The sequence below is a fragment of the Halorientalis marina genome, from assembly GCF_023028345.1.
In the GTDB taxonomy this organism is placed as follows: domain Archaea; phylum Halobacteriota; class Halobacteria; order Halobacteriales; family Haloarculaceae; genus Halorientalis; species Halorientalis marina.
In genome coordinates, this window is record NZ_CP095487.1 from 2,130,058 (window position 1) to 2,151,770 (window position 21,713).

The window sequence follows — 21,713 nt, forward strand, 5'->3', positions numbered from 1 at the left end:
CCCGGTACCCGTCGCGTGTCGCCGCGACACTTATGCCCCGGCGACCACTGTCGAACGACATCGTGATTCGATCCGCGTCCAGCACGCTCGGTCACCGTTCCGGCAGGGGTGGATAGCTTGCTCGCGAAGGCTGCCGAGACGGTCCGTGTCTTCCTCAACTCTCGCCCCTCGCTCCGTGGACTCTGGGCGAGCCGGAACCCCTCGTTCGACCGCGCTCACGCCATCCTCCCGTCGAACGCCGTCGTCGGCGAGCCGGTATCGCTGACGACGCAGGTCTGGGACGAGTACGAACGGCTCTATCCCGAGTTCGACGGCGAGTTCGCCGTCGACTCGACCGATCCCGACGCGACCCACCCGGCGGGCATCGACTTCGGGTCCATCTCCGACGGCGTCCGCTCGGACGACGGGATCACCTTCGAGACGCCGGGGATACAGTACCTCACGTTGTCCCGCGGGGGCGAGCGGTTCGTGAGCAACCCCGTCGACGTGACCGCGGCGGAGCCCGACCGGCGGACCTACTGGGGGGACATCCACCTCCACTCGCGGCTCTCGGACGGGGCGGGGAGCATCGGGAAGGGGATGCGATTCGGACGCGACGTGATGGACCTCGACGTGGTGGCCTACACGGACCACGACACGATGGGGTTTTTCATCCCGCCACAGCTCCAGCGCCGGCGGATGCACCGGCGGTACTTCGAGGAGATGAAAGCCGCCACTCACGAGTATCACGACCCCGGTGAGTTCGTCACGCTGTTCGGCTACGAGTGGACCAAACAGCCCAACAAGGGCGGTCACATCAACGTCTACTTCGACGCGGCCGTCGACGAGGCGGAGCTGTTCGACTCGCTCGACCCGGCGACGAACACCTACGAGAAGCTGTGGCGACGCCTCGACCAGTGGCGCGAGCGGACGGGTAACGACGCCCTGACGATTCCACATCACACCGCGGAGAAGATGTACCCCTTCGACTTCTCGGCGATGGACTACGACGACGACCTCGCGCCGCTCGTGGAGGTCTACTCCCAGTGGGGCAGCAGCGAGATGCCGGGAGCCGCCGGGAACCCTGCGCCGCTGGAGATGGGCCAGGGCGAAGTCGAGACGCCGGGCCACTACGTGCAGGACGCACTGGCGATGGGCCACCGCGTCGGCATGATAGCGGGGGCGGACTACCACGGCCCGTTCCCGGGGCACTCCCTGATCCACGCCGACCCGCACTTCCCTGCGCTGTCGGAGTGGCGCGAGGACGGCGTCGGCTGGGGCCACATCTGGCGGCTCTGGAGCGAGGGGAGCTACCCCGGCGGGCTGACGGCGTTTCGCGCCCCCGAACTCACCCGCGAGGCCGTCTTCGATAGCCTTCGGAGCCGCCGCGTCTACGGCACGACACAGCCGGACCGGATTCTCGTGGACTTCGAGATCGACGGCGTCGCGGTCGGCGAACACGACAGCGAAGTCACGGTCCCGTCGGCCGAGTCGAGTCGGACCGTCTCCTGGCGCGTCGCCGGGACCGCACCGCTTTCGAGCGTGACGGTCGTCAGGAACAACGAGCCCTGGACGGTCGTCGAGGGCACCGACGACGCCGACGCCGACCTGGCGACCTACACGGCCGAGGGGTCCCGGACCGACGACGACCCGATAACGGGCATGGGGTTCGAGGAACAGGGGACCGACGCGGACTGCTACTACCTCCGCGTCCGGCAGGCGGACGGCGGAATGGCCTGGGCCGGCCCGCTCTGGGTCGCCGAGGACTGAGCGCCGGCGGTCTGTGTGTCAGGGCCGCAAACTCTATCAGACATGAGAATTGCGGGAGAACGGTTTACATTGGGTACGTCGTGAAATAGGGTAATGGCAACGGATCGGCTATCGCTTATGCCGGAGTTCATCAGGAGTCGGTACACGGCTCGACTGGGGTTCGCACTGGTGATCGCGATCCTCGTCGTCGTCGCGTCCGGGTTCGTCATCAGTCAGCAGGCACAGGCGACCCTGCGTGAGGACGTCCAGGACGACCTGATGACACTCTCGGATACGCGGGCACAGCAACTGGACACCTGGCTCCACTCGGTGAAAGGGCACGCTCGCACCACGTCGGGACAGTCGGTGTACGCGAGCGGCGACACGGCGGAACTGAACGGCGAGTTATCGGGACTGATCGACCGTGAGACGGTTCCGCGGGACGTGGTGGCAGTCCACGTCCTGGACACGGACAGTAACGAGATCGTCGCCTCCTCGAACGACCAGTTCGTCGGCGTCAGCCCGGCCGAACAGGGCGCACCGTTCGCGGACGATCCGCCCACATTCAGCGGCCCGGACGACACGTACGTCACCGAGCCGTTCGATATCGGCGTCGTCGACCACCCGATCATGACCGTGATGACGCCGGTCGACGGCGCGGAGGACCGGGTCATGCTCTACATGATCGATATGAAGTCCCGGACCGACGCGATCTCGGGCGAACAAGGCGAGACGTTCACGGTCGTCGTGAACGAGGACGGGCGGTACGTCTCCCACCCGAACGCCTCGAAGATCATGTCCGAACACGACGGGATGGTCGGCAGTGACGGGAACGAGAGCGGGTTCATGTCGGTCCAGCGTGACGGCGAGACCCTGCTGATGGCGACGACGGCCATGACGGAGGAAGACTGGACCGTGATGACCCACTCGCCGGCGGCCCAGGCCTACGCCCTCGGGCAACAGATCAACGCCGACCTGATCGGCCTCATCCTGCTCGCGGTCATCAACCTCGGACTCATCGGCGTGACCATCGGGTCGGGCACCGCGATCTCGCTCCGACGGCTGGCGAACCGGGCGGAATCGATGGCCGACGGTGATCTGGACGTCGACCTCCGCTCCGCCCGCGAGGACGAGATCGGCTCCGTGTTCGCTTCCTTCGACCGTATGCGTGACTCCCTGCGCGCCAACATTCGCGAAGCCGAGGAGGCCAAAACCGAAGCGGAGGAGGCCAGAAGCGAGGCAGAGGAAGCCAGAAGCGAGGCCGAGCGCGAACGCGAGGAAGCACGCGCGATCAACCAACAGCTCGAACGGAAAGCCGAGGAGTACGGGGACGTCCTCGGTGCGGTCGCGGCGGGCGACCTGACCGTCCGGGCCGACGCGGACGTGGACAACGAGGCGATGGCCGAGATCGCAGAGGCGATCAACGAGGCGATTTCCGACCTCGAAGCGACCATCGCGAACACCCAGTCGTTCGCCCAGAACGTCCTCGAATCCGGCGAGGAACTGGGCGAGAACGCCGAGGCCGTCAGCGAGGCCTCCGAACAGGTCAGGCAGTCGATCCGCGAGATCTACGACGGCGCGAGCGAACAGAGCGAGAGCCTGCTCGACGCCGCCGACGACATGGAGAACCTCTCCGCGACGGCCCAGCAGGTCGCTGCCTCCGCACAGCAGGTCGCCGAGACCTCCCGCAACGCGGCTGAAGTCGGGGAGACCGGCCGCGAAGCCGCCCAGGAGGCCATCCAGGGGATGAACGCAATCGAGTCCGAGACGGATGCGGCCGTCGCGGAGATGAACGCCCTCGACGACGAGCTGAGCGAGATCGGTGACATCGTGAACGTCATCACCGAAATCGTCGAGCAGACGAATATGCTCGCGCTGAACGCCTCCATCGAAGCCGCCCGCGCCGGCGAGGCCGGCGAGGGCTTCGCCGTCGTCGCCGACGAGGTCAAGAACCTCGCCGAGGAGACTCGCGACGCCGCCGAGGACATCGAGGACCGCATCGAGCGCGTCCAGGCGCAGGCGGGCGACACGGTCGACACGATGGAGACGACACAGGAGCGCATCACCGACGGCGTCGAGACGGTCGAACACACCGTCGACTCGCTCGAGAGCATCGTCGAGTACACGGAGGAACTGGACACCGGGATTCAGGAGATCGACGACGCGACGGCCGAGCAGGCCACGACGGCCCAGGAGGTCATGGAGGTGATCGACCACCTGACCTCCATCAGCGAGGAGACCTCCGCCCAGTCCAACACCGTCGCGGAGGCGGCCGACGACCAGAGCGATTCGATCTCGGAGGTCGCCGACAGCGCCGAAGGGCTCCGCGCCCGGGCAGAGGAACTGTCGAACCTCCTCGAACGGTTCGACGCGGACGCGATGAACGCGGCCGGCGCCGGCTCGACGACCACTGCGGCCACTGACGACGACTAACCATGAACATCACAACCTGGTTCCAGCTCGGGACGGTCGGAATGGTACTCGGAACGCTCGCGATGCTATGGGCGATGCGGCGCGTCCCCCGCGAGAAGTACCGCGAGAGTATGCTGTTGATCGCCGTCGGCGGCATCGCCGCCGTCGCGTACGCCATCCTATCGCTCGGCATCGGCACGATAACGGCCGCGGACGGCCACACCGTCTACCTCGCGCGCTACATCGACTGGCTGCTCACGACGCCGCTGAACGTCGCCTACCTCGTGGTCATCGCCGGCGCCTCGAAGCGCCTGCTCGCGGAGGTCGGCATCGTCCAGGCGCTGACCATCGTCTTCGGCATGGCCGGTGCCATCGTCGCGCCGCCGTTCAAGTGGGTCTTCTTCGCCATCGGCGGGCTCCTGTTCGCCCGGGTCCTCCAGTTGCTCTACGGCCCGGTCGCGGCCGAAATCCAGGGTGAGTCCGACTCGCTCGTGGGCCTCTACCGCAAACTCCTCAACTTCATCGCCGTCCTCTGGATGGTCTATCCCGTGACGTGGATTCTCGCGCCCTCGGGACTCGGGGTGATGGACCTGGAGACGCAGTCGCTGGTCATCTCGTACATCGACGTGGTCGCGAAGATCGGCTTCGGCCTCATCGCGCTCAACGGCCAGGCCGTCGCCTCGTATCTCTCCGCGTCGGACGAGGACGAACCGAACGACGCGGGCGGCACGAGCGGCGACGCGGTCGCTGCGGACTAACAGAGCGACGAACGGAGAAGCGGCCCGGCGTCAGCGGACGCCGATGGCTTCGATCTGTTCCTGATAGCGGTTCCGGATGGTGACTTCGGTGACCTGGGCCACGTCGGCGACTTCACGCTGGGTCTTTTTCTCGTTGCAGAGCAGCGAGGCGGCGTAGATGGCGGCGGCGGCGTAGCCCGTGGGCGACTTCCCGGAGAGGAGGCCTTTCTCGGCTGTCTCGTCGATGATCTCGTTCGCCTTCGACTGGACCTCCTCGCTGAGCCCGAGGTCGGAGGCGAAGCGTGGGACGTACTGCTTGGGGTCGACCGGCTCCATCTTCAGGCTGAGTTCCTGGGCGACGTACCGATATGTGCGGCCGATCTCCTTCTGCTCGACGCGGGAGACGTCTGAAACCTCCTCCAGCGAGCGCGGGATGCCTTCCTGGCGACAGGCGGCGTAGAGACAACTGGTGGCGACGCCCTCGATGGAACGGCCACGGATGAGGTCCTCGTTGAGCGCCCGTCGATAGATGACGGAGGCGACCTCCCGGACGGAGCGGGGCACACCCAGGGCGGAGGCCATGCGGTCGATCTCCGAGAGCGCGAACTGGAGGTTGCGTTCGCCGGCGTCCTTGGTGCGGATGCGCTCCTGCCACTTTCGCAAACGGTGCATCTGGGAGCGTTTCTCCGAGGAGAGCGACTGGCCGTAGGCGTCCTTGTCCTTCCAGTCGATCTGTGTCGTCAGCCCCTTGTCGTGCATCGTCTGCGTTGTCGGGGCGCCCACGCGGGACTTGTTCTGGCGCTCGCTGTGATTGAACGCGCGCCACTCCGGCCCGCGGTCGATGTTCTCCTCCTCGATGACGAGCCCGCAATCGTTACAGACGATCTCCCCGCCGTCCGCGCTGGATACCAGATCGTCGGACTCGCATTCCGGACAACTCCGCACCTCCTCGTCCTCGTCCTGCCGTTCTTCGCTCTGCTCATGCTCCCGCTCTCGCTGGCGACTGGGACGAACCATCGTTCTTATATAGAAAACAAACACCTTCACTTAAAACTTTCGCCGAGATACCCCTCGCTTCCGGCGGTGGCCCCGTTCCAGCGGGGCGAACTGGTCGGGCGGGCGAGAGGTTGGGGGCCGGAGCGGGGGTCTGTCGAGGCTTCGGGGCGCGATTCGAGGTGGTTCGAAGCTCGCGCGCACCGGCGAACTGCGGCGGTCAGTGTTCACGAAAGGTTTAGGGTGACGTGCCGAATTGCCACGGCTAGGGTATGAACAAGCGACGGGCTCTGGGGGTGGTCCTCGTCATTCTCGGCGGCCTCCTGGCCGCGAATCCACTCTACATCTATCAGCATCCGGACGAGGTAAACGAGGTCCGTATCGTTTCGGACCCGCGTGAGTCGGGGTCGTTGAACTCACCACGGGACTATCTCGCGCTCGAGCAACCGCGAGGGAACTACACGTACGACGACCTCTCGCCGCGTGCACGGACGCTGTTCGACCGTGCCCGGGAGTCCCCCGACAACATCACGACGTTTTACGGGGACGACCGGCGACCGCCCGATTTCGAGTTCGTCGCCGAAAACGAGTCGGGCGCCGCCGGGAACTGGTACATCGTGGACCACCAGAACGAAACCTACTACGTGTGGGCCCTCCAGCAACCGCCGTCGTTCGGAACGGAGCAGCGGCGCTCGCAGGCGCTTTTCGCACTCGGGCTGACACTCCTCCTCGCGGGCCTGCTGTACGCCTGGCGCGGGGACCAGCCGATTGGAGTGGGAGCTTCACTCGGCGCGCTCGGTGGCGTGATGCTCCTGTTGAACATCTCCTATCGGTACGCCCGCGACCTGCTGGGCGGACTCAACGTCTTCGGCGGGTCGGTGTTCATCCTCCTCGCGCTCCTGTTCGGCATCGCCGGCGCGGGTTATCTAGGGTATCTGACCGCCCGGGACCGGTTCGCGGACCGGTCGGGTGACCCCGGCGAGCGCTCCCGATGACACGGGCCGGAGCGGCTGCGTCCCGGGTACCGACGGGTCGAGACGGGGGCCGGAACGGTTTTCACCGACGACGTACATAGCCGAGACAACACTATCCGGGGGGGTAGGGACGCCATGGACGAGACGCCAACACGGCGGCGGTTCCTCGCCGCGGCCGGCACGATCCTGTTCGCGGGGTGCAGTAGCGGCAGCGATACGGGCGACGAACTGGACGGCCGATTCGCCCCGAACCGGACGACGGTGCGCGAGACGACCGTCCGCCGCACCACCACGACCACACCGGAACCGGTCGATATCAACATCGAGACACGGGAGACGGAGACGCTGGAGCCCGTCGACGACCCCGACGGACCGGGCAACCCCGGCGGGCCTCCCGAAGAGCCCGTCGAGACGACCGAACGGACGCCGTCGGAAGCGGAGCGCCGGGCGGCGACACTGGCCGACGCCAGGGCGCGCCTCGAGAGCGCGCTGGAGACGTACCTCGATTCGTCGGCCGGCGCTGCCAGCTCCATCGTCGACGTCGAGGCGGACGCACCGGGGTTCGACCGAGCGGCCATCGAGAGCGACATCGAAGGCGCCCGGACCGCGCTCGACGAAGTGACGGCCGGGACGCGGACGCCGGGGACCCGCGCGACCGAGCTTCGCGCGTTCGCCGACTTCATGGCGGCCCTGACGGCGAGTCAGGCTGCGGTCGTCGACCTGTACGCGGCGGTCGACGGTGCCGTCACGAACACCTTCGACGAGAACTTCGCGGCCGCGGAGAGCGACGCCAGGACCGTCTCGCGTCGTCGCGACGAAGCAACGGACGCTATCGACGAGTTCGAGGCCAACACCGACCCGGAGGACGTCGCGTTGCTCGGTGCCGTCTCCCGGCGGGAGTACGCCAGCAAGGTCGACCAGTTGCGCGCGGAGGTCGCGTCCGTCGCCGAGATGGACGACCCCTTCGAGCACCTGCGGCAGGGCATGGAGGCGCTCGCCGAAGGGGTGGACAACTTCGCCGGGTCGAGCAACTACACGGTGTCGAACTCGAACTTCATCGAGGCACAGAGCGGGTTCGAACTCGCCGACAACGGTCTGACCGTGGTCGTCGCCGAAGGGGGAATGACCGGCGTGATCGACCGCGCGCGAAACGCGGCCAGACGGGGGGTTTCGGGCTGTGGCTCGCTCATTAGCGCGGCCGAAGCCGGGTCCGCCAGGAACCCCCGCGAACGCGAGGAACAGACGGACGCCGCAATAGAGGAGCTCGGCGCCTCTCGCGAACTCCGCGACTCACCGTCCTATCGTGAACTGGTCGAGGCATAACGCCCTGCCACCGAAAACGAAAGTGGGTGGGGTGGGGTGGGGGTGGCACGTCCGCGTGCCACATCGGTACTGGGAAGTAGTTTGTAAAGAGTTTTTGGGTCGAATTATCGGAAGTGATTACGGAATACAAAACGTTTCGGCGAACGGGGAAACGGAAACGCGTTTGTCGAAGGTTGGTTTTAAGCGGGCGCCGAACGCGGTATCCGACGTATGAAACTTCACGAATATCAGGCGAAACGGGTGTTCTCCGAGGCGGGAATCCCGACGCCGGACTCTGAGCTTGCCGAAACCGTCGACGAGGCGGTCGACGCGGCCGAGTCCATCGGCTATCCGGTCGCGATCAAGGCACAGGTACAGGTGGGCGGTCGGGGTAAAGCCGGCGGGATCAAACTCGTCGAGGACGCCGAGGAAGCGCGCGCGGCGGCCGAGGACATCCTCGGGATGGACCTCAAGGGCTACCACGTCGGTCGCGTCCTGGTCGAACAGGCCGTCGACTTCACGAACGAACTCTACGTGGGCGTGACGATGGACCGCGGCGAGGGGAAACCCGTCGCCATGGTCTCGACGCGTGGCGGCGTCAACATCGAGGAGGTCGCGGCCGAGGACCCCGACGCCATCGCACGCGAGCACATCGACCCGGCGTTCGGGATGCATCCCTACCAAGCTCGCAAAGCCGTCTTCGACGCGGGTGTGGACCGGGAGATCGCAAGCGACGTGGCCGGCGTGCTGTCGACGCTGTACGAACTCTGGGACGAGAAGGACGGCAGCGACGCGGAGATCAACCCCCTGATGGTCACGGCCGACGACGAGGTGATCGCGGCCGACGCCGTCATGAACATCGACGACGACGCGCTCTTCCGCCAGCCCGAACTCGCCGACATGGAAGAGGAGGCCGCCGAGGACGACCTCGAAGCCAAGGCCAACGAGTACGGCTTCGACTACGTCCGACTGGAGGGCAACGTCGGCATCATCGGCAACGGCGCGGGCCTGGTGATGACGACGCTCGACCTCGTGGACTACTACGGCGGCGAGCCCGCGAACTTCCTCGACATCGGCGGCGGCGCGAAGGCCGAACGCGTGACGAACGCGCTCGATATGGTCTTCTCCGACGAGAACGTCGACGCCGTCGTCTTCAACATCTTCGGCGGTATCACCCGCGGTGACGAGGTGGCACAGGGGATCAACGAGGCGCTGGAGGCCTTCGACGAGATTCCCAAGCGCGTGGTCGTCCGACTCGCCGGAACCAACGCCGAGGAGGGTATGGAGATTCTGAACACCGACCTCGTGACCGTCGAGGCGACGCTGGAGGACGCCGTCCAGCGTGCGGTCGAATACGCACAGGAGGATTCACAATGAGCGTTCTAGTCGACGAAAACACCCGCGTCGTGGTGCAGGGCATCACGGGCGGGGAAGGGAAGTTCCACACCGAACAGATGATGGACTACGGCACCAACGTCGTCGCCGGTGCCGTCCCCGGCCGCGGCGGCCAGGAAGTGGCCGGCGTCCCGGTCTACGACACGGTCCACGAGGCCGCCCGCGAGGAGGACGCCAACGCTTCCGTCGTGTTCGTCCCGCCGGCCTTCGCCGGCGACGCCGTCTTCGAGGCGCTTGACTCGCCGGTCGACCTCGTCGTCGCCATCACAGAGGGTATCCCCACGCAGGATATGTCCCGGGTCTACCGCCGACTCCAGGAGACCGACACGCACCTCGTCGGGCCGAACTGCCCCGGCGTCATCACCCCCGGCGTCGCCAAACTCGGCATCCTGCCGGGCAACATCTTCTCCGAGGGCGACGTGGGACTGGTCTCGCGCTCCGGCACCCTGACCTACCAGGTCGTCGACAACCTCACCGAGCGCGGCATCGGGCAGACCACCGCCATCGGTATCGGCGGCGACCCGATCATCGGAACGGACTTCATCGGTGCACTGGAGCAGTTCGAGGCCGACACCGACACCGAGGCCGTCGTGATGTGCGGCGAGATCGGCGGCGAAGACGAGGAGGAGGCCGCCAGGTACATCTCCCAGTACATGGACACACCCGTCGTCGGCTTCATCGCCGGCCGCACCGCCCCGCCGGGCAAACGGATGGGCCACGCCGGCGCCATCGTCTCCGGGTCGGGCACCGGCACCGCCGAGTCGAAGATCAACGCGCTCGAAGACGCGAGCGTTCCCGTCGGCGACACTCCCGAGGAAGTCGCCGACTACGTCGAAGACATCATCTGATCGCGCTCGGTCGACCCCCGTTTTCACCGCGTTCAGCCGTCGGACGGCACGATCAGTCGGAACGACAACTATTAAACCGGGTGGTTCGGTACCACGGTTCAATGACTGGGTCGTCGGAAGCGACGATCACGGTGCTCGTCGTGGACGGTGGTGGGCGGGGGCGCGAACGAGCGGCGACACGGATTCCGGTGGACGACTCGTCGATGACCGTCGAGAGCGTCGGCTCCGTCGACGCTGCGCTGACGGCGGTCACCGACGCGGAGTTCGACTGTCTCGTCAGCAGGTACCGGCTTCCGGACGGGACCGGCCTGGACCTCCTCGAATCGGTCCGGGAGGCGGACCGGTTCCTCCCGTTCGTGCTCTTCGCGAAGGAGGGCAACGAGCGCGTCGCCAGCGACGCGATTTCACTCGGCGTCAGCGAATACGTCGACGGGTCCCAGACGGACCGGTACGCGGCGCTCACGGATCGAATCGAGGCGGCGGTCGCGGACCACCGAACGGAGCAGTCGCTCCGCGAGAGCGAACAGCGCTACCGGACGCTCGTCGAGGGGAGCCACGACGGCATCTACATCTACCGAGACGACCAGTTCCGGTTCGTGAACGAGCGGACCTGCGAGATTACCGGCTACGACCGCGAGACGCTCCTCGGGATGTCGATCTGGGACCTGCTGCACCCCGAGGACCGGGACCGGGTCCGTGAGATCGGCCGCAAGCGCCGGAACGGCGGGGACGCTCCCAACACCTACGGTGCACGCGTCGTCACCGCCGAGGGCGAGACGCGGTACCTGGAGTTCAGCGTCCAGTCGACGACCTACCAGGGCGAGTGGGCGGCGCTCGGCTCCGTCCGGGACGTGACGGACAAGCGCGAACGCGAGCGCGAACTCGCGCAGTACCGGACCATCATCGAGACGGTCGGCGACCCGGTCTACACGCTGGACCCCGACGGGCGGATCGCGTTGGTCAATCACGCGCTGGCGGAGATCACTGGGTACGAGGAGTCCGAGTTGCTCGGGGAGCACGTCTCGATTCTGATGCGCGACGAGGACGTGGCGACCGCCCAGCGCCTGATCGAGGACTTGCTGAAAACCGACGACCGGCGCACCGGCACGTTCGAGATGGAGGCGATCACGAAGGCGGGCGACCACATCCCCTGTGAGGACCACGTGACACTGCTCCCCGGCCCGCAGGAGTTCAACGGGACGGCCGGCGTCGTCCGCGACATCTCGGACCGGAAGGAGCGAGAACGGACGCTCCGCCGGCAGAACGAGCGGCTCGACCAGTTCGCGAGCGTCGTCTCCCACGACCTCCGGAACCCACTGAGCGTCATCGTCGGTCGGCTCGAAGCCGCGCGGGAGACCGGCAACGACGAACACTTCGCCGCCATCGAACGCTCCACACGCCGGATGGAGCGGTTGATCGACGACCTCCTGACGCTCGCCCGCGACGGTCGGCGCGTCGGCGAGGTCGACCCCGTCTCGCTCGACGCCGTCGTCGATCGGTCGTGGGGCACCGTCGAGACGGGGGCGGCAAACCTCGACGTCGACGGCGACCTCGGCGTCGTCCCGGCCGATGGTGACCGACTCCCGTCGCTGTTCGAGAACCTCTTTCGGAACGCAATCGAGCACGGCCCCACGGACACCTGGAACGCTCCGCGTTCTGGTGACGCTGTCGAGCACGACGGCGGCGACGAGGTGACCGTCCGCGTGGGCCGCATCGACAGCGACGAGACGACCGGCTTCTACGTTGCCGACGACGGCGAAGGGTTCACACACGACGAGTACGACCGCGTGTTCGACCACGGCTACACGACCGCGACCGACGGGACCGGACTCGGGCTGGCTATCGTCGAGGGGATCGTCGAGGCCCACGGCTGGACCATCGACGCCACCGAGAGCCGCGACGGGGGCGCTCGTTTCGAGGTCACCGACGTGTCCTGGCCGACGTGACCGCCGGAATGGGGTTCCTCGCCGACCGGCAGCCGACGGCCGCCGCCACGCTCCCGATCGCCGGAGCCGTACAGAGCCCTATCGAGGAGTCCGGAGGCGGAGTTTTTTACCGGCGGTCGAACCGCCCGACAGCGGCGGGGGAAAGACGCTGCTATCGCGGAATCGATAGACGTGAACGTTCCGGTGCAGATATAAGGGTTGATTCGAAATAGGCGATATATGGCACACACCTGCAGGAACTGCAAGCGGACGTTCGCCACGGAACTCGAACTCGATCTCCACAAGGACACGTGTTCGGACGGCCAGCTGTTCTGTGACAAGTGTGGCGAACGGTTCTCGGAGCGGAGCGCGACGACCGACGGGTGGCACTATCGATGCCCGACCGAGGACTGCACAGGCAACGGAATCGGCGAAGACATCTATCAAGTAGACGACGTACGCGTCGCGAAACAGTAATTTTCCTCTCAGTTACGTCTCGTTCGCCACCCCATCGACCAGCCCCGCCAAATCCTGCAGTGCCCGTACGCAGACCGGGACGTACCCCGCCGCGGCGAGCGGCACCTCGAACCCGATCCGGGACTGACGCCCGTCCCGGACGAAGTGCCCGGTCGCCGGAATCCGCGCCACGCGCCACGTCCACCGGTAGTCCCGACAGTCGGTGATCTCGAACGGGAGCCAGGGGCCGCCGGCGACCTGCACTCGGCCGGTCGTGCCCCCCGTGACGTGCCGCTCCGCGCAGTCGACGGCACTCACGGACGGCCCCCATGCAGGCCACTGCTCGGTGTCGATCAGGAGGTCCCAGCAGGTCTCTGCGGGCGCGTCGACGGCTCGCGTGACGACGATTCGGCGGCCGTCGGGAGTCCGTTCGATGCTGGCGTCGGTCGAACCGTCGAGGCCGGGGAGCGTGACCACGTCGGGTGATGGGAACGCCCGGTCAAAACGTTTTCCAGGGTTGATAATCGGGGGCCAAGGTATAGGGGACCCCCGTTCATACGACCGGTCGAATGATCGAGGTCCGGGATCTCCGGAAGGAGTACGGGACGTTCACCGCGGTCGACGGGAGCACGTTCGAGGTCGACCGCGGCGAGGTGTTCGGCATCATCGGGCCGAACGGCGCTGGGAAGACGACGACGCTGAAGATGCTCGCCGGCCTGCTGGAGCCGACCGAGGGAACGGCCCAGGTGGCGGGCTACCCCGCCGGCGAGCCGGAGATGCGCCGCCGGCTCGGCTTTCTCCCGGAGGAATCCCCGCTCTACGAGGAGATGACCCCGACCTCGTACCTGAACTTCTTCGCGGACCTCTACGACGTGCCCGGCGACGTGGCGAAAGAGCGGATGCACGAGACGCTGGACGAACTGGACCTCCAGCACCGCGACCGGGCGCTCGGCGACATGTCGAAGGGGATGAAACGGAAGGTCGCCATCGCCCGCTCGCTCATCAACGACCCGGACGTACTCATCTACGACGAACCGGCCTCGGGGCTTGACCCGCTGACGACCAACTACGTCATCGACTTCACGAGCACGCTCGCAGACGAGGGCAAGACCATCGTCTTCAGCGCGCACAACCTCTATCACGTCGAGGAGATCTGTGACCGCGTCGCCATCATGAACGAGGGGCACATCGTCGCACAGGGCGACCTCGACGACCTCCGCGCGGAACACGGCTCGACGGAGTACCACGTCTACACTACCGTCGAAGTCCCGGATAGCGTGCAGGAGAACGGCCGGCATCGGACGGTCGTCGAGAACATGGACGCCGTCGAACGAACCCGCGAGGCCGCACAGGACGCCGGCGGCTCCGTGGTCGACATCCGGACGAAAGAGTCCAGCCTCGAAGAGGTGTTTCTCGACCTGGCCGAGTCGGGGGCCGAGGCGTGAAGCTCCGGAAGGTCCTCCGGATAGCCAAGTGGGAGGTCACGAAAAACGCCGGCGGCGTCGACAGGCGTACGCTCGTCGTCGCCGGGATCGCGCTGCTCGCTGCGGGGGCGGTCGCGCCGTATGCGGCCTCGGGTGGTGTCGCGCTCGACGCCGGCCTCTACCGCGTCGGCGTCTCCGAGGACAACCCCTACCACCCGGTCGTCGCGGACGATCCCACGTTCGTCGTCAGGGAACCGAGCGAGGAGGCCTTCGAGGCAGGACGCGTCGACGTCCTTATCTCGGGGTCGCGAATCGTCGCCGCCGACGAGCAGAAGGGTCGCGCGGCACTGGAGGAACTCCGGTCGTCGGTCCAGAACTACAACGACGCACAGATGCGCCAGGCGACGAACCAGTCCGCGGCGTTCCCGGTCGGCGTCTCGCTGGTCTACCGCGAGCGGGCGAACGTGACGGACGTGATCGCGCCCGGCGCGGGCGACGGGGACGGCACCCCGGGCGGCGACGACACCGAGACGACACCGTCCGACGATAGCACTGGCGACGAGGGCGGTGAGGACGGCGGGACGCCGAACGACGGGACGGCCACACCCGCAAGCGGTGACGGAAACGGTGCAACGGGCGGTGCCGGCGGCGCGGGCGGCGTCGGCGGTATCGCCGGCCAGCTCGGCGGCAACAACGCGTCCGGAACGCCGGGGGACATCTCGCCGCCCTTCCCGTTCCAGTCGCTCCTGCTCGCCTTCCTCTTTCTGTTGCCGATGAACTTCGTCATCCAGGCATACGGGAGCACGATGCTGAGCGAGCGGCTGAATCGGCGTGGCGAACTCCTGCTGGTGGCGCCGGTCACCCGGTTCGACATCATCGGCGGGAAGACGCTCCCGTACTTCGCGGCGGCAATCGGGACCACCGGTGTCATCGCGACCGCACTGGAGATCGGGTCGTTCTCGCCCGTGTCCGTCCTCGTGTCGATGGCCGCGGTCACGCCAATCGCCCTCCTCTTTCTCTCGGCGACGTTCCTCGGCGCGATGTTCGCGCGGTCGTTCAAGGAACTCACGTTCGTCACCGTCACTGTCACGGTGTCGCTGACGACCTACGCGTTCGTGCCCGCCATCTTCACCGACGTCGGCGCGGTCGCGCTCATCTCGCCGCTGACGGTGGTCGTCCGCAACATCCAGAACACGCCCGTCGGCTTCTGGGAGTTCGTCTTCTCGACGGCGCCGCCGACGCTGACCGCTGGCGTCCTCTTCGTCCTCGGTGCCGGCCTCTACCGCGAGGAGGACATGTTCACCCAGCGGGCCATCCCACTGAAGGTGCTCGACGCGCTCGCCGCGCGCGTCCACGGCAAGTGGACCGTCTTCCTGCTGAGCATCCTCCTCCTGCCGTTCGTCTTCGTCCTCGAACTGGTCGGCGTGGCGATGTTCTTCGCCATCCCGCCGGAACTGGCGGTGCCGGTCATCCTGGTCATCGTCGCCGTCGTCGAGGAGGTGGCGAAGAGCCTCCACGTCTACGCCGGGTACGTCCACGGCCGCTTCGAGCGGGCGCTCCTGCCCGCCGTCATCCTCGGCGCGTTCTCCGGGCTCGGCTTCTTCGTCGGGGAGAAACTCGCCCTGCTCGCACAGGCGGTCGGGCTCCAGAACCTCCCCGTCGGGAACGCCGTGCTCACCGAGAGCGGCGCGGCTGGGGCACCGTCGGCCTCGCTTCCCGTCCTCGCCTCCCTGCTTCTCTTACCACTGCTCTTGCACACGGTGACCGCCGCCATCTCGGCGGTGGGTGCGAGCAGGAGCAAACGCGCCTACACGGCCGCGCTGGGCATCGCGGTCGTGATTCACCTGGCCTACAACCTCACGGTGGTGAGTATCAGTGGCATCCTCTGACCCGCGGATCACCATCGCGCGCCGGGATCTGGCCTCGCTGTCACGCGAGAAGACCATCGTGCTGGCCCTGCTGATCCAGCTGTTCGTCGCCGCCTTCTCCTCGTTCCTGGTCGTCGGCCTGACCTCGCTGTACGACCCCGGCTCCGTCGCCTCGAACGAGGTGGACATCGGCGTCGCCGGCAACGCGAGCGACGACCTGATCGCGGCCGCGGAAGCCGAGGACGTCGCCGGCCCGGAACTGCGACAGTTCCCGTCACGCGAGGCGGCGTCGGCGGCGTTCGAGTCGGGCCGCGCCGACGCGATACTGATAGCGGAGCGGCAACCGGACAGCAGCATCCAGGTGAACGCCACCGCACCGGACGGTAGTCTGCGGACGACGCTCGTGATCGTCCAGATACGGCAACTCCTGGAGGCCTTCGAGCGCCACGAGCGGGTCGAGCGACAGCAGTACCTCGACCGGCCGCTCGTCCCGCTGCCCGACGGCGTCGACGCCAGCCCATACTTCGGATTCACCTACACCATCCTCCTCCCGCTCTTGCTGTTCCTGCCGCCGTTCATCTCCGGGTCCGTCGCGGTCGACGCCATCACCGAGGAGATCGAACGCGGGACGCTCGAACTGCTCCGCGTCGCGCCCCTGTCCCTGCTCGACATCGTCGACGGCAAAGCCGCGGCGATGGCGATCCTCGCGCCCGCGCAGGCACTGCTCTGGATCGCCCTCCTCAGCGTCAACGGGATCGGCGTCGCCAACGTCCCCCTCCTGCTGGTGATGGTCGCCGCCGTCGCCACCATCGTCGTCCTCATCGGGGTGTTGCTGGGACTGTACCTCGGCGAACGCCGGAGCGCACAGCTCGTCTACTCCATCGGCGTCCTGGCGCTGTTCGCCGGCGGCGTCTTCCTGCCGGAGCATCCGGCCACGACCGTCGCGAAACTCGCCGTCGACAGCCCATCGACGACGACCTACGCGCTCGTCGGCGCGCTGGCCGTCGGCGCGGCCGCCCTCGCGGTCGTCGCCAGGGAGTTCGTCAGCCGGGTCGATCCCGAATCGCTCTGAGGTAGCTTTTTGCCGGCCCCGACCGACCCGGCGGGCATGGAGTACACCACGCTCGGTTCGACGGGGGTCGAGGTCAGCAAGCTCTGTCTCGGCTGCATGAGTTTCGGCGACTCGGACTGGCGCGAGTGGGTGCTCGAAGACGAGGAGGCCCACGAGATCATCGACCGCGCCATCGACCTCGGGATCAACTTCTTCGACACCGCGAACATGTACTCGACGGGCGAGTCGGAGCGGGTCCTCGGGGAGGCCCTGGAGGGACGGCGCGAGGAATCGGTCGTCGCCACGAAGGTCTACTTCCAGATGGACGAAGACGACCCCAACTCCGGCGGACTCTCCCGGAAGACTATCGAGCAGGAACTGGACGCGAGTCTCGACCGGCTCGGGATGGACACCGTCGACCTCTACCAGATCCACCGCTGGGACGACAACACGCCCATCGAGGAGACCCTGCGCGCGCTCGACGACGCCGTGCGCCGCGAGAAGGCCCGCTACGTCGGCGCGAGTTCGATGTGGGCCCACCAGTTCGCGGACGCGCTCCACGCGAGCGACCGGCTGGGACTGGATCGGTTCGCCACGATGCAGAACCACTACAACTGCGTCTATCGCGAGGAAGAGCGGGAGATGCTCCCGTTCTGTCAGCAGGAGGGAATCGGCGTCATCCCGTGGTCGCCGATGGCCCGCGGGTACCTGACGCGGCCACACGACGAGGTCGACGCGACCGCCCGCGGCGAGAGCGAGGAGTACCTCTACGAACACCCCTACATGGAGGGTGGCGGTCCCGAGATCAACCGCAGAGTCGAGGAGTTGGCCGACGAGTACGACGCATCGATGGCCCAGATCGCGCTCGCGTGGGTGCTCGACAAGGAGTGGGTGGACGCCCCCATCGTCGGGACGACGAGCGTCGAACACCTCGAACAGGCGGTCGAAGCACTCGATATCGACCTCGCCGAGAGCGACGTGGCGTACCTCGAGGAGCCGTACGAGCCGGTGCCGGTTTCCGGCCACGAGTGAGCGATGGCGGGGACCTGGCACGCGACGCCCGGCGATACCCCGGTGACGGACATCCCAGCGGACTACTACCCGCCGGGCTGTGGCGCGTGGTTCGAGATTCCGGAGGGCCGGGACGCCGGCAAGCGACTGTTCGTCCGCGACAGCGTTCACGGCGGCTCCTCGGGGGACGCGGCGGGCGGCGGCGACCAGACCAGTGCGGAGCGAACTGCGGGCGGCGACGACGGGCGCGAAATCGAGAGCGATCCGACCATCGTCCTCATCCACGGCAACCCGGAGTGTTCCTACACGTACCGCAACGTCGTGTCGGAACTCCGGGTACGCGCCGGGCGGCGGTTCCGCGTCGTCGCCCCGGACCACCTCGGGTTCGGCCTCTCGGACACCGCCGACTACGAGATGCTCCCGCTGGACCACGCCCGGAACCTCGAACACCTCATCGACGAACTCGCACTGACGAACGTGACGCTGGTCGTCCACGACTGGGGCGGCCCCGCGGGAATCGGCGCCTTCCTCCGTGCCCCCGAGCGCGTCTCGAACCTCGTGATCACCAACAGCACGGTGTTTCCCATCCCCGAGGGCGAGTTGACCTACACCGAGTACCCGTCCTCGGTGCTCCCCTGGTCGTCGGTCCCGGACGTGATTCCCGACGGACTCTGGGGCGAACTCGCCGCCTACGTGAACTTCCGGTCGCCCTGTTCCGCGCCGCGCCTCTATGCCGCCCTCGCGGGCTATACCGCCGTCCGTCGCCTCGGGTGGGTGCCCGACGGAGCCCCGGACGCACACAACGTCTACACACAGCAGTTCCGCGACGCCGGCAACGTGGCCGCGTCGAAGCGCCTCGTCAGGCAGACGCCACACTGGGCGGAGGGCAACGTCTTCGTCGACCCCGAGATCGGCTACCGGGACACCAACGCGTTCTACGACGACATCCAGGACTCGCTGGGGGACGCCTGGGGGCCGGCGGGCCGGGACATCGGCGTCCGCGCGGTCGTCGGGCGCTGGGACCCGACCGGCAAACCCGCGGTGCTCGACACCTGGCGGCAGGCCCTCCCGCAACTGACGGGGCACGTCAGCGCCTTCGAGGACGTGGGCCACTTCGTCGAGGAGGCGCGCCCGGGTGCCGTCGCGGCGGCCATCGCCGACGTAGCCGGCCTCTGACCGGCACCCGACGGGTTCTCAGTCGTCGGTCTCGGCGGCCTGCTCGTGGGTGTGGTGAAAAAATCTGATGCGTCCCTCCCCGGCCCCGGCGTCGAGCGGTTCGACGCACACGCGCTGGTACAGCTCGTTTTCGAGGAGGTTGATCATCAACCCGGAGGAGTGGACCGACACGGAATCGTACGCCCCCTCACAGACCGGGCAGGCCGCGGGCGGGTCGTCCGGTTCGTGCATTGACACGACGTTAGGGCTCGGGCGGTAAAACTCCTGCTATCCTGTCATCTAGAATGAACGTCAGCAGGGCCCCGCGACTGGCCTCCGGGTCAGCCGTCGATCTCGATGGACTGTCCCGGATCGCGCTCTTCCGCGGCGATGGGGAGTTCCACTTCGAGCGTCCCGCCCTCGGAAGCGGCCGTGATTCCGTCCTCGTCGATCTCCTTCGGGAAACTGAGCGACCGCTGGAGGACCTGCGAGCGTCCCGACCCGGTGTCGACGTGGTGGGCCTCGATGTGGAGCCTGTTGTCGTGCCAGGTGAGGTCGAGATCTTCGCGGTCGTAGTCCGCCATCTCCATCAGGACGACGTAGTGGTCGTCCTCGCGATACAGTTCGATCTCGTGGTCGAGCTGGTGGTCCGTCATGGTCCTATTCGGCGCTTCGACGGGTGACCGTATCAAACGTGTTCGGTGTTCCAAGGACGTGGGAACGACCGGCAGGCGGTAGCCTCTCCCGTCCGGAGTCCCAAACGAGTACATGTTCGACGAGGTACTGTCGATGCGGTGGGCGGACGTGCTGTTCGCACACTGGGCCGTCGAACCCGACACCGTCGACCAGCGCCTCCCTCCGTCGTTGTCCGTCGATACCTTCGAAGGCGAGGCCTATCTCGGCGTCGTCGGCTTCGAGATGCAGAACATCCGGCCGCGCAGGGTTCCGGTCGGACTCACGTTCCCCGAACTGAACCTCCGCACGTACGTCGAACGGGACGGGCAACCGGGCATCTACTTCTTCAATCTCGACGCCGACGACCCGCTGGGCGTGTTCGTCGCGCAACGGCTCTTCCGCTTGCCCTACTATCGTGCACGGATGTCGGTGTCCCGCCCGGGCGATGCCTACCGACTGCGGAGCCAGCGCCCCGACGCCGACCGTCCCGCCGTCTTCGACGCCACCTACTCGGCGGACGGGCCGCTCCACACGCCGGAAGCGGGCACGCTCGAGCACTTCCTGACGGAGCGCTACCGGTTCTACACGGCGGCCGACGACGGGCGGCTCTACTACGGCGACATCAGACACCGGCCGTGGGAGCTCGCGGCGGGCTCGGCGACGATCAGGGAGAACTACCTCTTCGCGGTCAACGGGTTCGAGCGGCCGGCATCCGACCCACTGATTCACTACAGCCCGGGCGTCGACGTGACCGCCGGGATGCTCGAACGCGAGTAGTCGCGGGGACCGGGGTCTCCGCATCCCACAGTCGAGAACTGACTTCTCGCAACATCTATTAGCGGGGACTTGCACACTGGGCATACATGAAGCGACGCACGTTGTTGGCGTCGGCAGGGGTGGGGATCGCCAGTCTGACCGGGTGTCTGTTCGGTGGTGGTGGGGGAGACGATTCGGCGACACCGACGACGGTCGCGGGGTCACAGCCGGTCCAGAACGTGAGCCGCAGCAGCGCGGACCTGCGTCTCAAATCGATCAACGCATCCGATAGCACGCCGCTCAATTCGCCGTACAGCTTCGAGTTGTCGGTGGAAAACACCGGGGACACCGCGGGCGTGTACCGTGCGCCGGTCTCCGTCCAGCGGACCGGCAACGTCGAGTTTCGACAGGAGCGGGAAGCACTCGTCTACGTCGAGCCGGGGGAGACACAGACGGCGGAAATCACGATCTCCCCGTTCTCAGAGATCGGTCGCGTGAACGTCCGCCTCGGCGGCGCCGCCAACCAGTGGGGCGTCGAAGTCACGGAGCGGCGCCTGGCGTTCGGCGGGACGTTCCCCAACGACGACCTGGCGATCACGGTCGACCGCGTCGAACTCACGGAGTCGTACCAGGGGCCGCGCGGCGGCAACGTCGAGGCCAGCGACGGCCAGCAGTGGGCGTTCGTGTGGGTCCGCGTCAGGAACACCGGGCCGCGCGTAGCCCGCACTCCCAACACGCGCGAAATCAGCTTCCTCCACGACGGCGCGGAGTACGACAGCTACGGCTACGCGAACCGGTCACCGGAGTACGAGAGTGAGACCCTCCAGAGCGGCCAGGAGTCAGGCGGTATCATCCAGTATCAGGTTCCGGCGTCGATATCGAAGGACGATATTGTCATCCAGTTCGAGCAACGAGGGGCGCGCGCGGTGTGGCTGAGTCCGGACGGCGGTGGGAACGGCACCGACGGGTCGAGTGAGGCAGGCGGTTCGGGGCAGTGAAAGTC

At 67.1% G+C, this 21,713-nt stretch carries 20 protein-coding genes; 16 read left to right on the forward strand and 4 right to left on the reverse strand.

Going from position 1 to position 21,713, the window contains the following annotated elements:
• The first annotated feature begins 108 nt into the window (after positions 1-108).
• From MUG96_RS10815 to MUG96_RS10825, 3 genes are all read left to right on the forward strand, one after another.
• A complete protein-coding gene (locus MUG96_RS10815) occupies positions 109-1,749 on the forward strand; it encodes a DUF3604 domain-containing protein (RefSeq protein ID WP_246982573.1) in 1,641 nt (546 codons plus the stop codon).
• Between the two features lie 93 nt (positions 1,750-1,842).
• The gene (locus tag MUG96_RS10820) at positions 1,843-4,161 is read left to right on the forward strand and encodes a methyl-accepting chemotaxis protein (RefSeq protein WP_246982574.1); all 2,319 of its coding nucleotides are present in this window, start codon (positions 1,843-1,845) and stop codon (positions 4,159-4,161) included.
• Between the two features lie 2 nt (positions 4,162-4,163).
• A complete protein-coding gene (locus MUG96_RS10825; RefSeq protein ID WP_246982575.1) occupies positions 4,164-4,898 on the forward strand; it encodes a bacteriorhodopsin in 735 nt (244 codons plus the stop codon).
• A gap of 30 nt (positions 4,899-4,928) precedes the next feature.
• Here the strand turns inward: MUG96_RS10825 and MUG96_RS10830 are convergent, their stop codons facing one another.
• Positions 4,929-5,894 carry a transcription initiation factor IIB gene (locus MUG96_RS10830; RefSeq protein ID WP_246982576.1) on the reverse strand — a complete coding sequence of 322 codons (966 nt, stop codon included), beginning with the start codon at positions 5,892-5,894 and terminating at the stop codon, positions 4,929-4,931.
• Between the two features lie 248 nt (positions 5,895-6,142).
• Here MUG96_RS10830 and MUG96_RS10835 point away from each other — a divergent pair, with 248 nt between their 5' ends.
• The 6 genes from MUG96_RS10835 to MUG96_RS10860 all read left to right on the forward strand — a co-directional run bounded on the left by MUG96_RS10835 (position 6,143) and on the right by MUG96_RS10860 (position 12,791).
• Positions 6,143-6,865, forward strand: coding sequence for a DUF7979 domain-containing protein (locus MUG96_RS10835; protein ID WP_246982577.1), 723 nt, complete (start codon positions 6,143-6,145; stop codon positions 6,863-6,865).
• A gap of 114 nt (positions 6,866-6,979) precedes the next feature.
• Positions 6,980-8,167, forward strand: coding sequence for a hypothetical protein (locus MUG96_RS10840; protein WP_246982579.1), 1,188 nt, complete (start codon positions 6,980-6,982; stop codon positions 8,165-8,167).
• A gap of 210 nt (positions 8,168-8,377) precedes the next feature.
• Positions 8,378-9,523 carry an ADP-forming succinate--CoA ligase subunit beta gene (sucC, locus tag MUG96_RS10845; RefSeq protein ID WP_246982583.1) on the forward strand — a complete coding sequence of 382 codons (1,146 nt, stop codon included), beginning with the start codon at positions 8,378-8,380 and terminating at the stop codon, positions 9,521-9,523.
• Complete coding sequence (gene sucD, locus MUG96_RS10850) at positions 9,520-10,389, forward strand: succinate--CoA ligase subunit alpha (RefSeq protein WP_246982584.1); 870 nt, start codon at positions 9,520-9,522, stop codon at positions 10,387-10,389. Before sucC ends, sucD begins: the two co-directional genes overlap by 4 nt.
• 101 nt (positions 10,390-10,490) lie before the next feature.
• Positions 10,491-12,335, forward strand: coding sequence for a PAS domain S-box protein (locus MUG96_RS10855; protein WP_246982588.1), 1,845 nt, complete (start codon positions 10,491-10,493; stop codon positions 12,333-12,335).
• 219 nt (positions 12,336-12,554) lie between these two features.
• Positions 12,555-12,791, forward strand: coding sequence for an HVO_2901 family zinc finger protein (locus MUG96_RS10860; protein ID WP_246982589.1), 237 nt, complete (start codon positions 12,555-12,557; stop codon positions 12,789-12,791).
• A 12-nt stretch (positions 12,792-12,803) separates the two neighbouring features.
• Here MUG96_RS10860 and MUG96_RS10865 read toward each other — a convergent pair whose 3' ends face one another.
• Positions 12,804-13,247 (reverse strand): SRPBCC family protein, encoded by a 444-nt coding sequence (locus MUG96_RS10865; RefSeq protein WP_246982590.1) that lies wholly within the window; start codon positions 13,245-13,247, stop codon positions 12,804-12,806.
• A 92-nt stretch (positions 13,248-13,339) separates the two neighbouring features.
• On the opposite strand from MUG96_RS10865, the gene MUG96_RS10870 reads away from it, so the two are divergent.
• From MUG96_RS10870 to MUG96_RS10890, 5 genes are read left to right on the forward strand one after another with little or no spacing between them, the layout of a single operon-like run.
• A complete protein-coding gene (locus tag MUG96_RS10870) occupies positions 13,340-14,215 on the forward strand; it encodes an ABC transporter ATP-binding protein (protein ID WP_246982591.1) in 876 nt (291 codons plus the stop codon).
• Positions 14,212-16,083, forward strand: a complete 1,872-nt coding sequence (locus tag MUG96_RS10875) for an ABC transporter permease family protein (protein ID WP_246982592.1) — start codon at positions 14,212-14,214, stop codon at positions 16,081-16,083. Before MUG96_RS10870 ends, MUG96_RS10875 begins: the two co-directional genes overlap by 4 nt.
• Positions 16,070-17,134 carry an ABC transporter permease gene (locus tag MUG96_RS10880; RefSeq protein ID WP_246982596.1) on the forward strand — a complete coding sequence of 355 codons (1,065 nt, stop codon included), beginning with the start codon at positions 16,070-16,072 and terminating at the stop codon, positions 17,132-17,134. The genes MUG96_RS10875 and MUG96_RS10880 overlap by 14 nt, the downstream gene beginning before the upstream one ends.
• Before the next feature lie 36 nt (positions 17,135-17,170).
• A complete protein-coding gene (locus tag MUG96_RS10885) occupies positions 17,171-18,145 on the forward strand; it encodes an aldo/keto reductase (protein ID WP_246982598.1) in 975 nt (324 codons plus the stop codon).
• Positions 18,146-18,148: 3 nt separating this feature from the next.
• On the forward strand, positions 18,149-19,300 hold the full coding sequence (locus MUG96_RS10890) for an alpha/beta hydrolase (protein WP_246982600.1): 1,152 nt from the start codon (positions 18,149-18,151) through the stop codon (positions 19,298-19,300).
• An 18-nt stretch (positions 19,301-19,318) separates the two neighbouring features.
• Here the strand turns inward: MUG96_RS10890 and MUG96_RS10895 are convergent, their stop codons facing one another.
• A complete protein-coding gene (locus MUG96_RS10895) occupies positions 19,319-19,531 on the reverse strand; it encodes a DUF8145 family protein (protein WP_246982602.1) in 213 nt (70 codons plus the stop codon).
• Between the two features lie 89 nt (positions 19,532-19,620).
• The gene (locus MUG96_RS10900; protein WP_246982603.1) at positions 19,621-19,935 is read right to left on the reverse strand and encodes an Hsp20/alpha crystallin family protein; all 315 of its coding nucleotides are present in this window, start codon (positions 19,933-19,935) and stop codon (positions 19,621-19,623) included.
• A gap of 112 nt (positions 19,936-20,047) precedes the next feature.
• On the opposite strand from MUG96_RS10900, the gene MUG96_RS10905 reads away from it, so the two are divergent.
• On the forward strand, positions 20,048-20,731 hold the full coding sequence (locus MUG96_RS10905) for a YqjF family protein (protein ID WP_246982604.1): 684 nt from the start codon (positions 20,048-20,050) through the stop codon (positions 20,729-20,731).
• Between the two features lie 86 nt (positions 20,732-20,817).
• Positions 20,818-21,708, forward strand: coding sequence for a COG1470 family protein (locus tag MUG96_RS10910; protein WP_246982606.1), 891 nt, complete (start codon positions 20,818-20,820; stop codon positions 21,706-21,708).
• The last annotated feature ends 5 nt before the right edge of the window (positions 21,709-21,713 follow it).

Bases quoted from the DNA above. Each gene is read 5' to 3' on its own strand.
- MUG96_RS10895 (WP_246982602.1), bottom strand. From the start codon at position 19,531: ATGCACGAACCGGACGACCCGCCCGCGGCCTGCCCGGTCTGTGAGGGG.
- sucC (WP_246982583.1), top strand. From the start codon at position 8,378: ATGAAACTTCACGAATATCAGGCGAAACGGGTGTTCTCCGAGGCGGGA.
- MUG96_RS10840 (WP_246982579.1), top strand. From the start codon at position 6,980: ATGGACGAGACGCCAACACGGCGGCGGTTCCTCGCCGCGGCCGGCACG.
- MUG96_RS10860 (WP_246982589.1), top strand. From the start codon at position 12,555: ATGGCACACACCTGCAGGAACTGCAAGCGGACGTTCGCCACGGAACTC.
- MUG96_RS10890 (WP_246982600.1), top strand. From the start codon at position 18,149: ATGGCGGGGACCTGGCACGCGACGCCCGGCGATACCCCGGTGACGGAC.
- MUG96_RS10870 (WP_246982591.1), top strand. From the start codon at position 13,340: ATGATCGAGGTCCGGGATCTCCGGAAGGAGTACGGGACGTTCACCGCG.
- sucD (WP_246982584.1), top strand. From the start codon at position 9,520: ATGAGCGTTCTAGTCGACGAAAACACCCGCGTCGTGGTGCAGGGCATC.
- MUG96_RS10900 (WP_246982603.1), bottom strand. From the start codon at position 19,935: ATGACGGACCACCAGCTCGACCACGAGATCGAACTGTATCGCGAGGAC.
- MUG96_RS10910 (WP_246982606.1), top strand. From the start codon at position 20,818: ATGAAGCGACGCACGTTGTTGGCGTCGGCAGGGGTGGGGATCGCCAGT.
- MUG96_RS10830 (WP_246982576.1), bottom strand. From the start codon at position 5,894: ATGGTTCGTCCCAGTCGCCAGCGAGAGCGGGAGCATGAGCAGAGCGAA.
- MUG96_RS10885 (WP_246982598.1), top strand. From the start codon at position 17,171: ATGGAGTACACCACGCTCGGTTCGACGGGGGTCGAGGTCAGCAAGCTC.
- MUG96_RS10835 (WP_246982577.1), top strand. From the start codon at position 6,143: ATGAACAAGCGACGGGCTCTGGGGGTGGTCCTCGTCATTCTCGGCGGC.
- MUG96_RS10855 (WP_246982588.1), top strand. From the start codon at position 10,491: ATGACTGGGTCGTCGGAAGCGACGATCACGGTGCTCGTCGTGGACGGT.
- MUG96_RS10825 (WP_246982575.1), top strand. From the start codon at position 4,164: ATGAACATCACAACCTGGTTCCAGCTCGGGACGGTCGGAATGGTACTC.
- MUG96_RS10905 (WP_246982604.1), top strand. From the start codon at position 20,048: ATGTTCGACGAGGTACTGTCGATGCGGTGGGCGGACGTGCTGTTCGCA.
- MUG96_RS10820 (WP_246982574.1), top strand. From the start codon at position 1,843: ATGGCAACGGATCGGCTATCGCTTATGCCGGAGTTCATCAGGAGTCGG.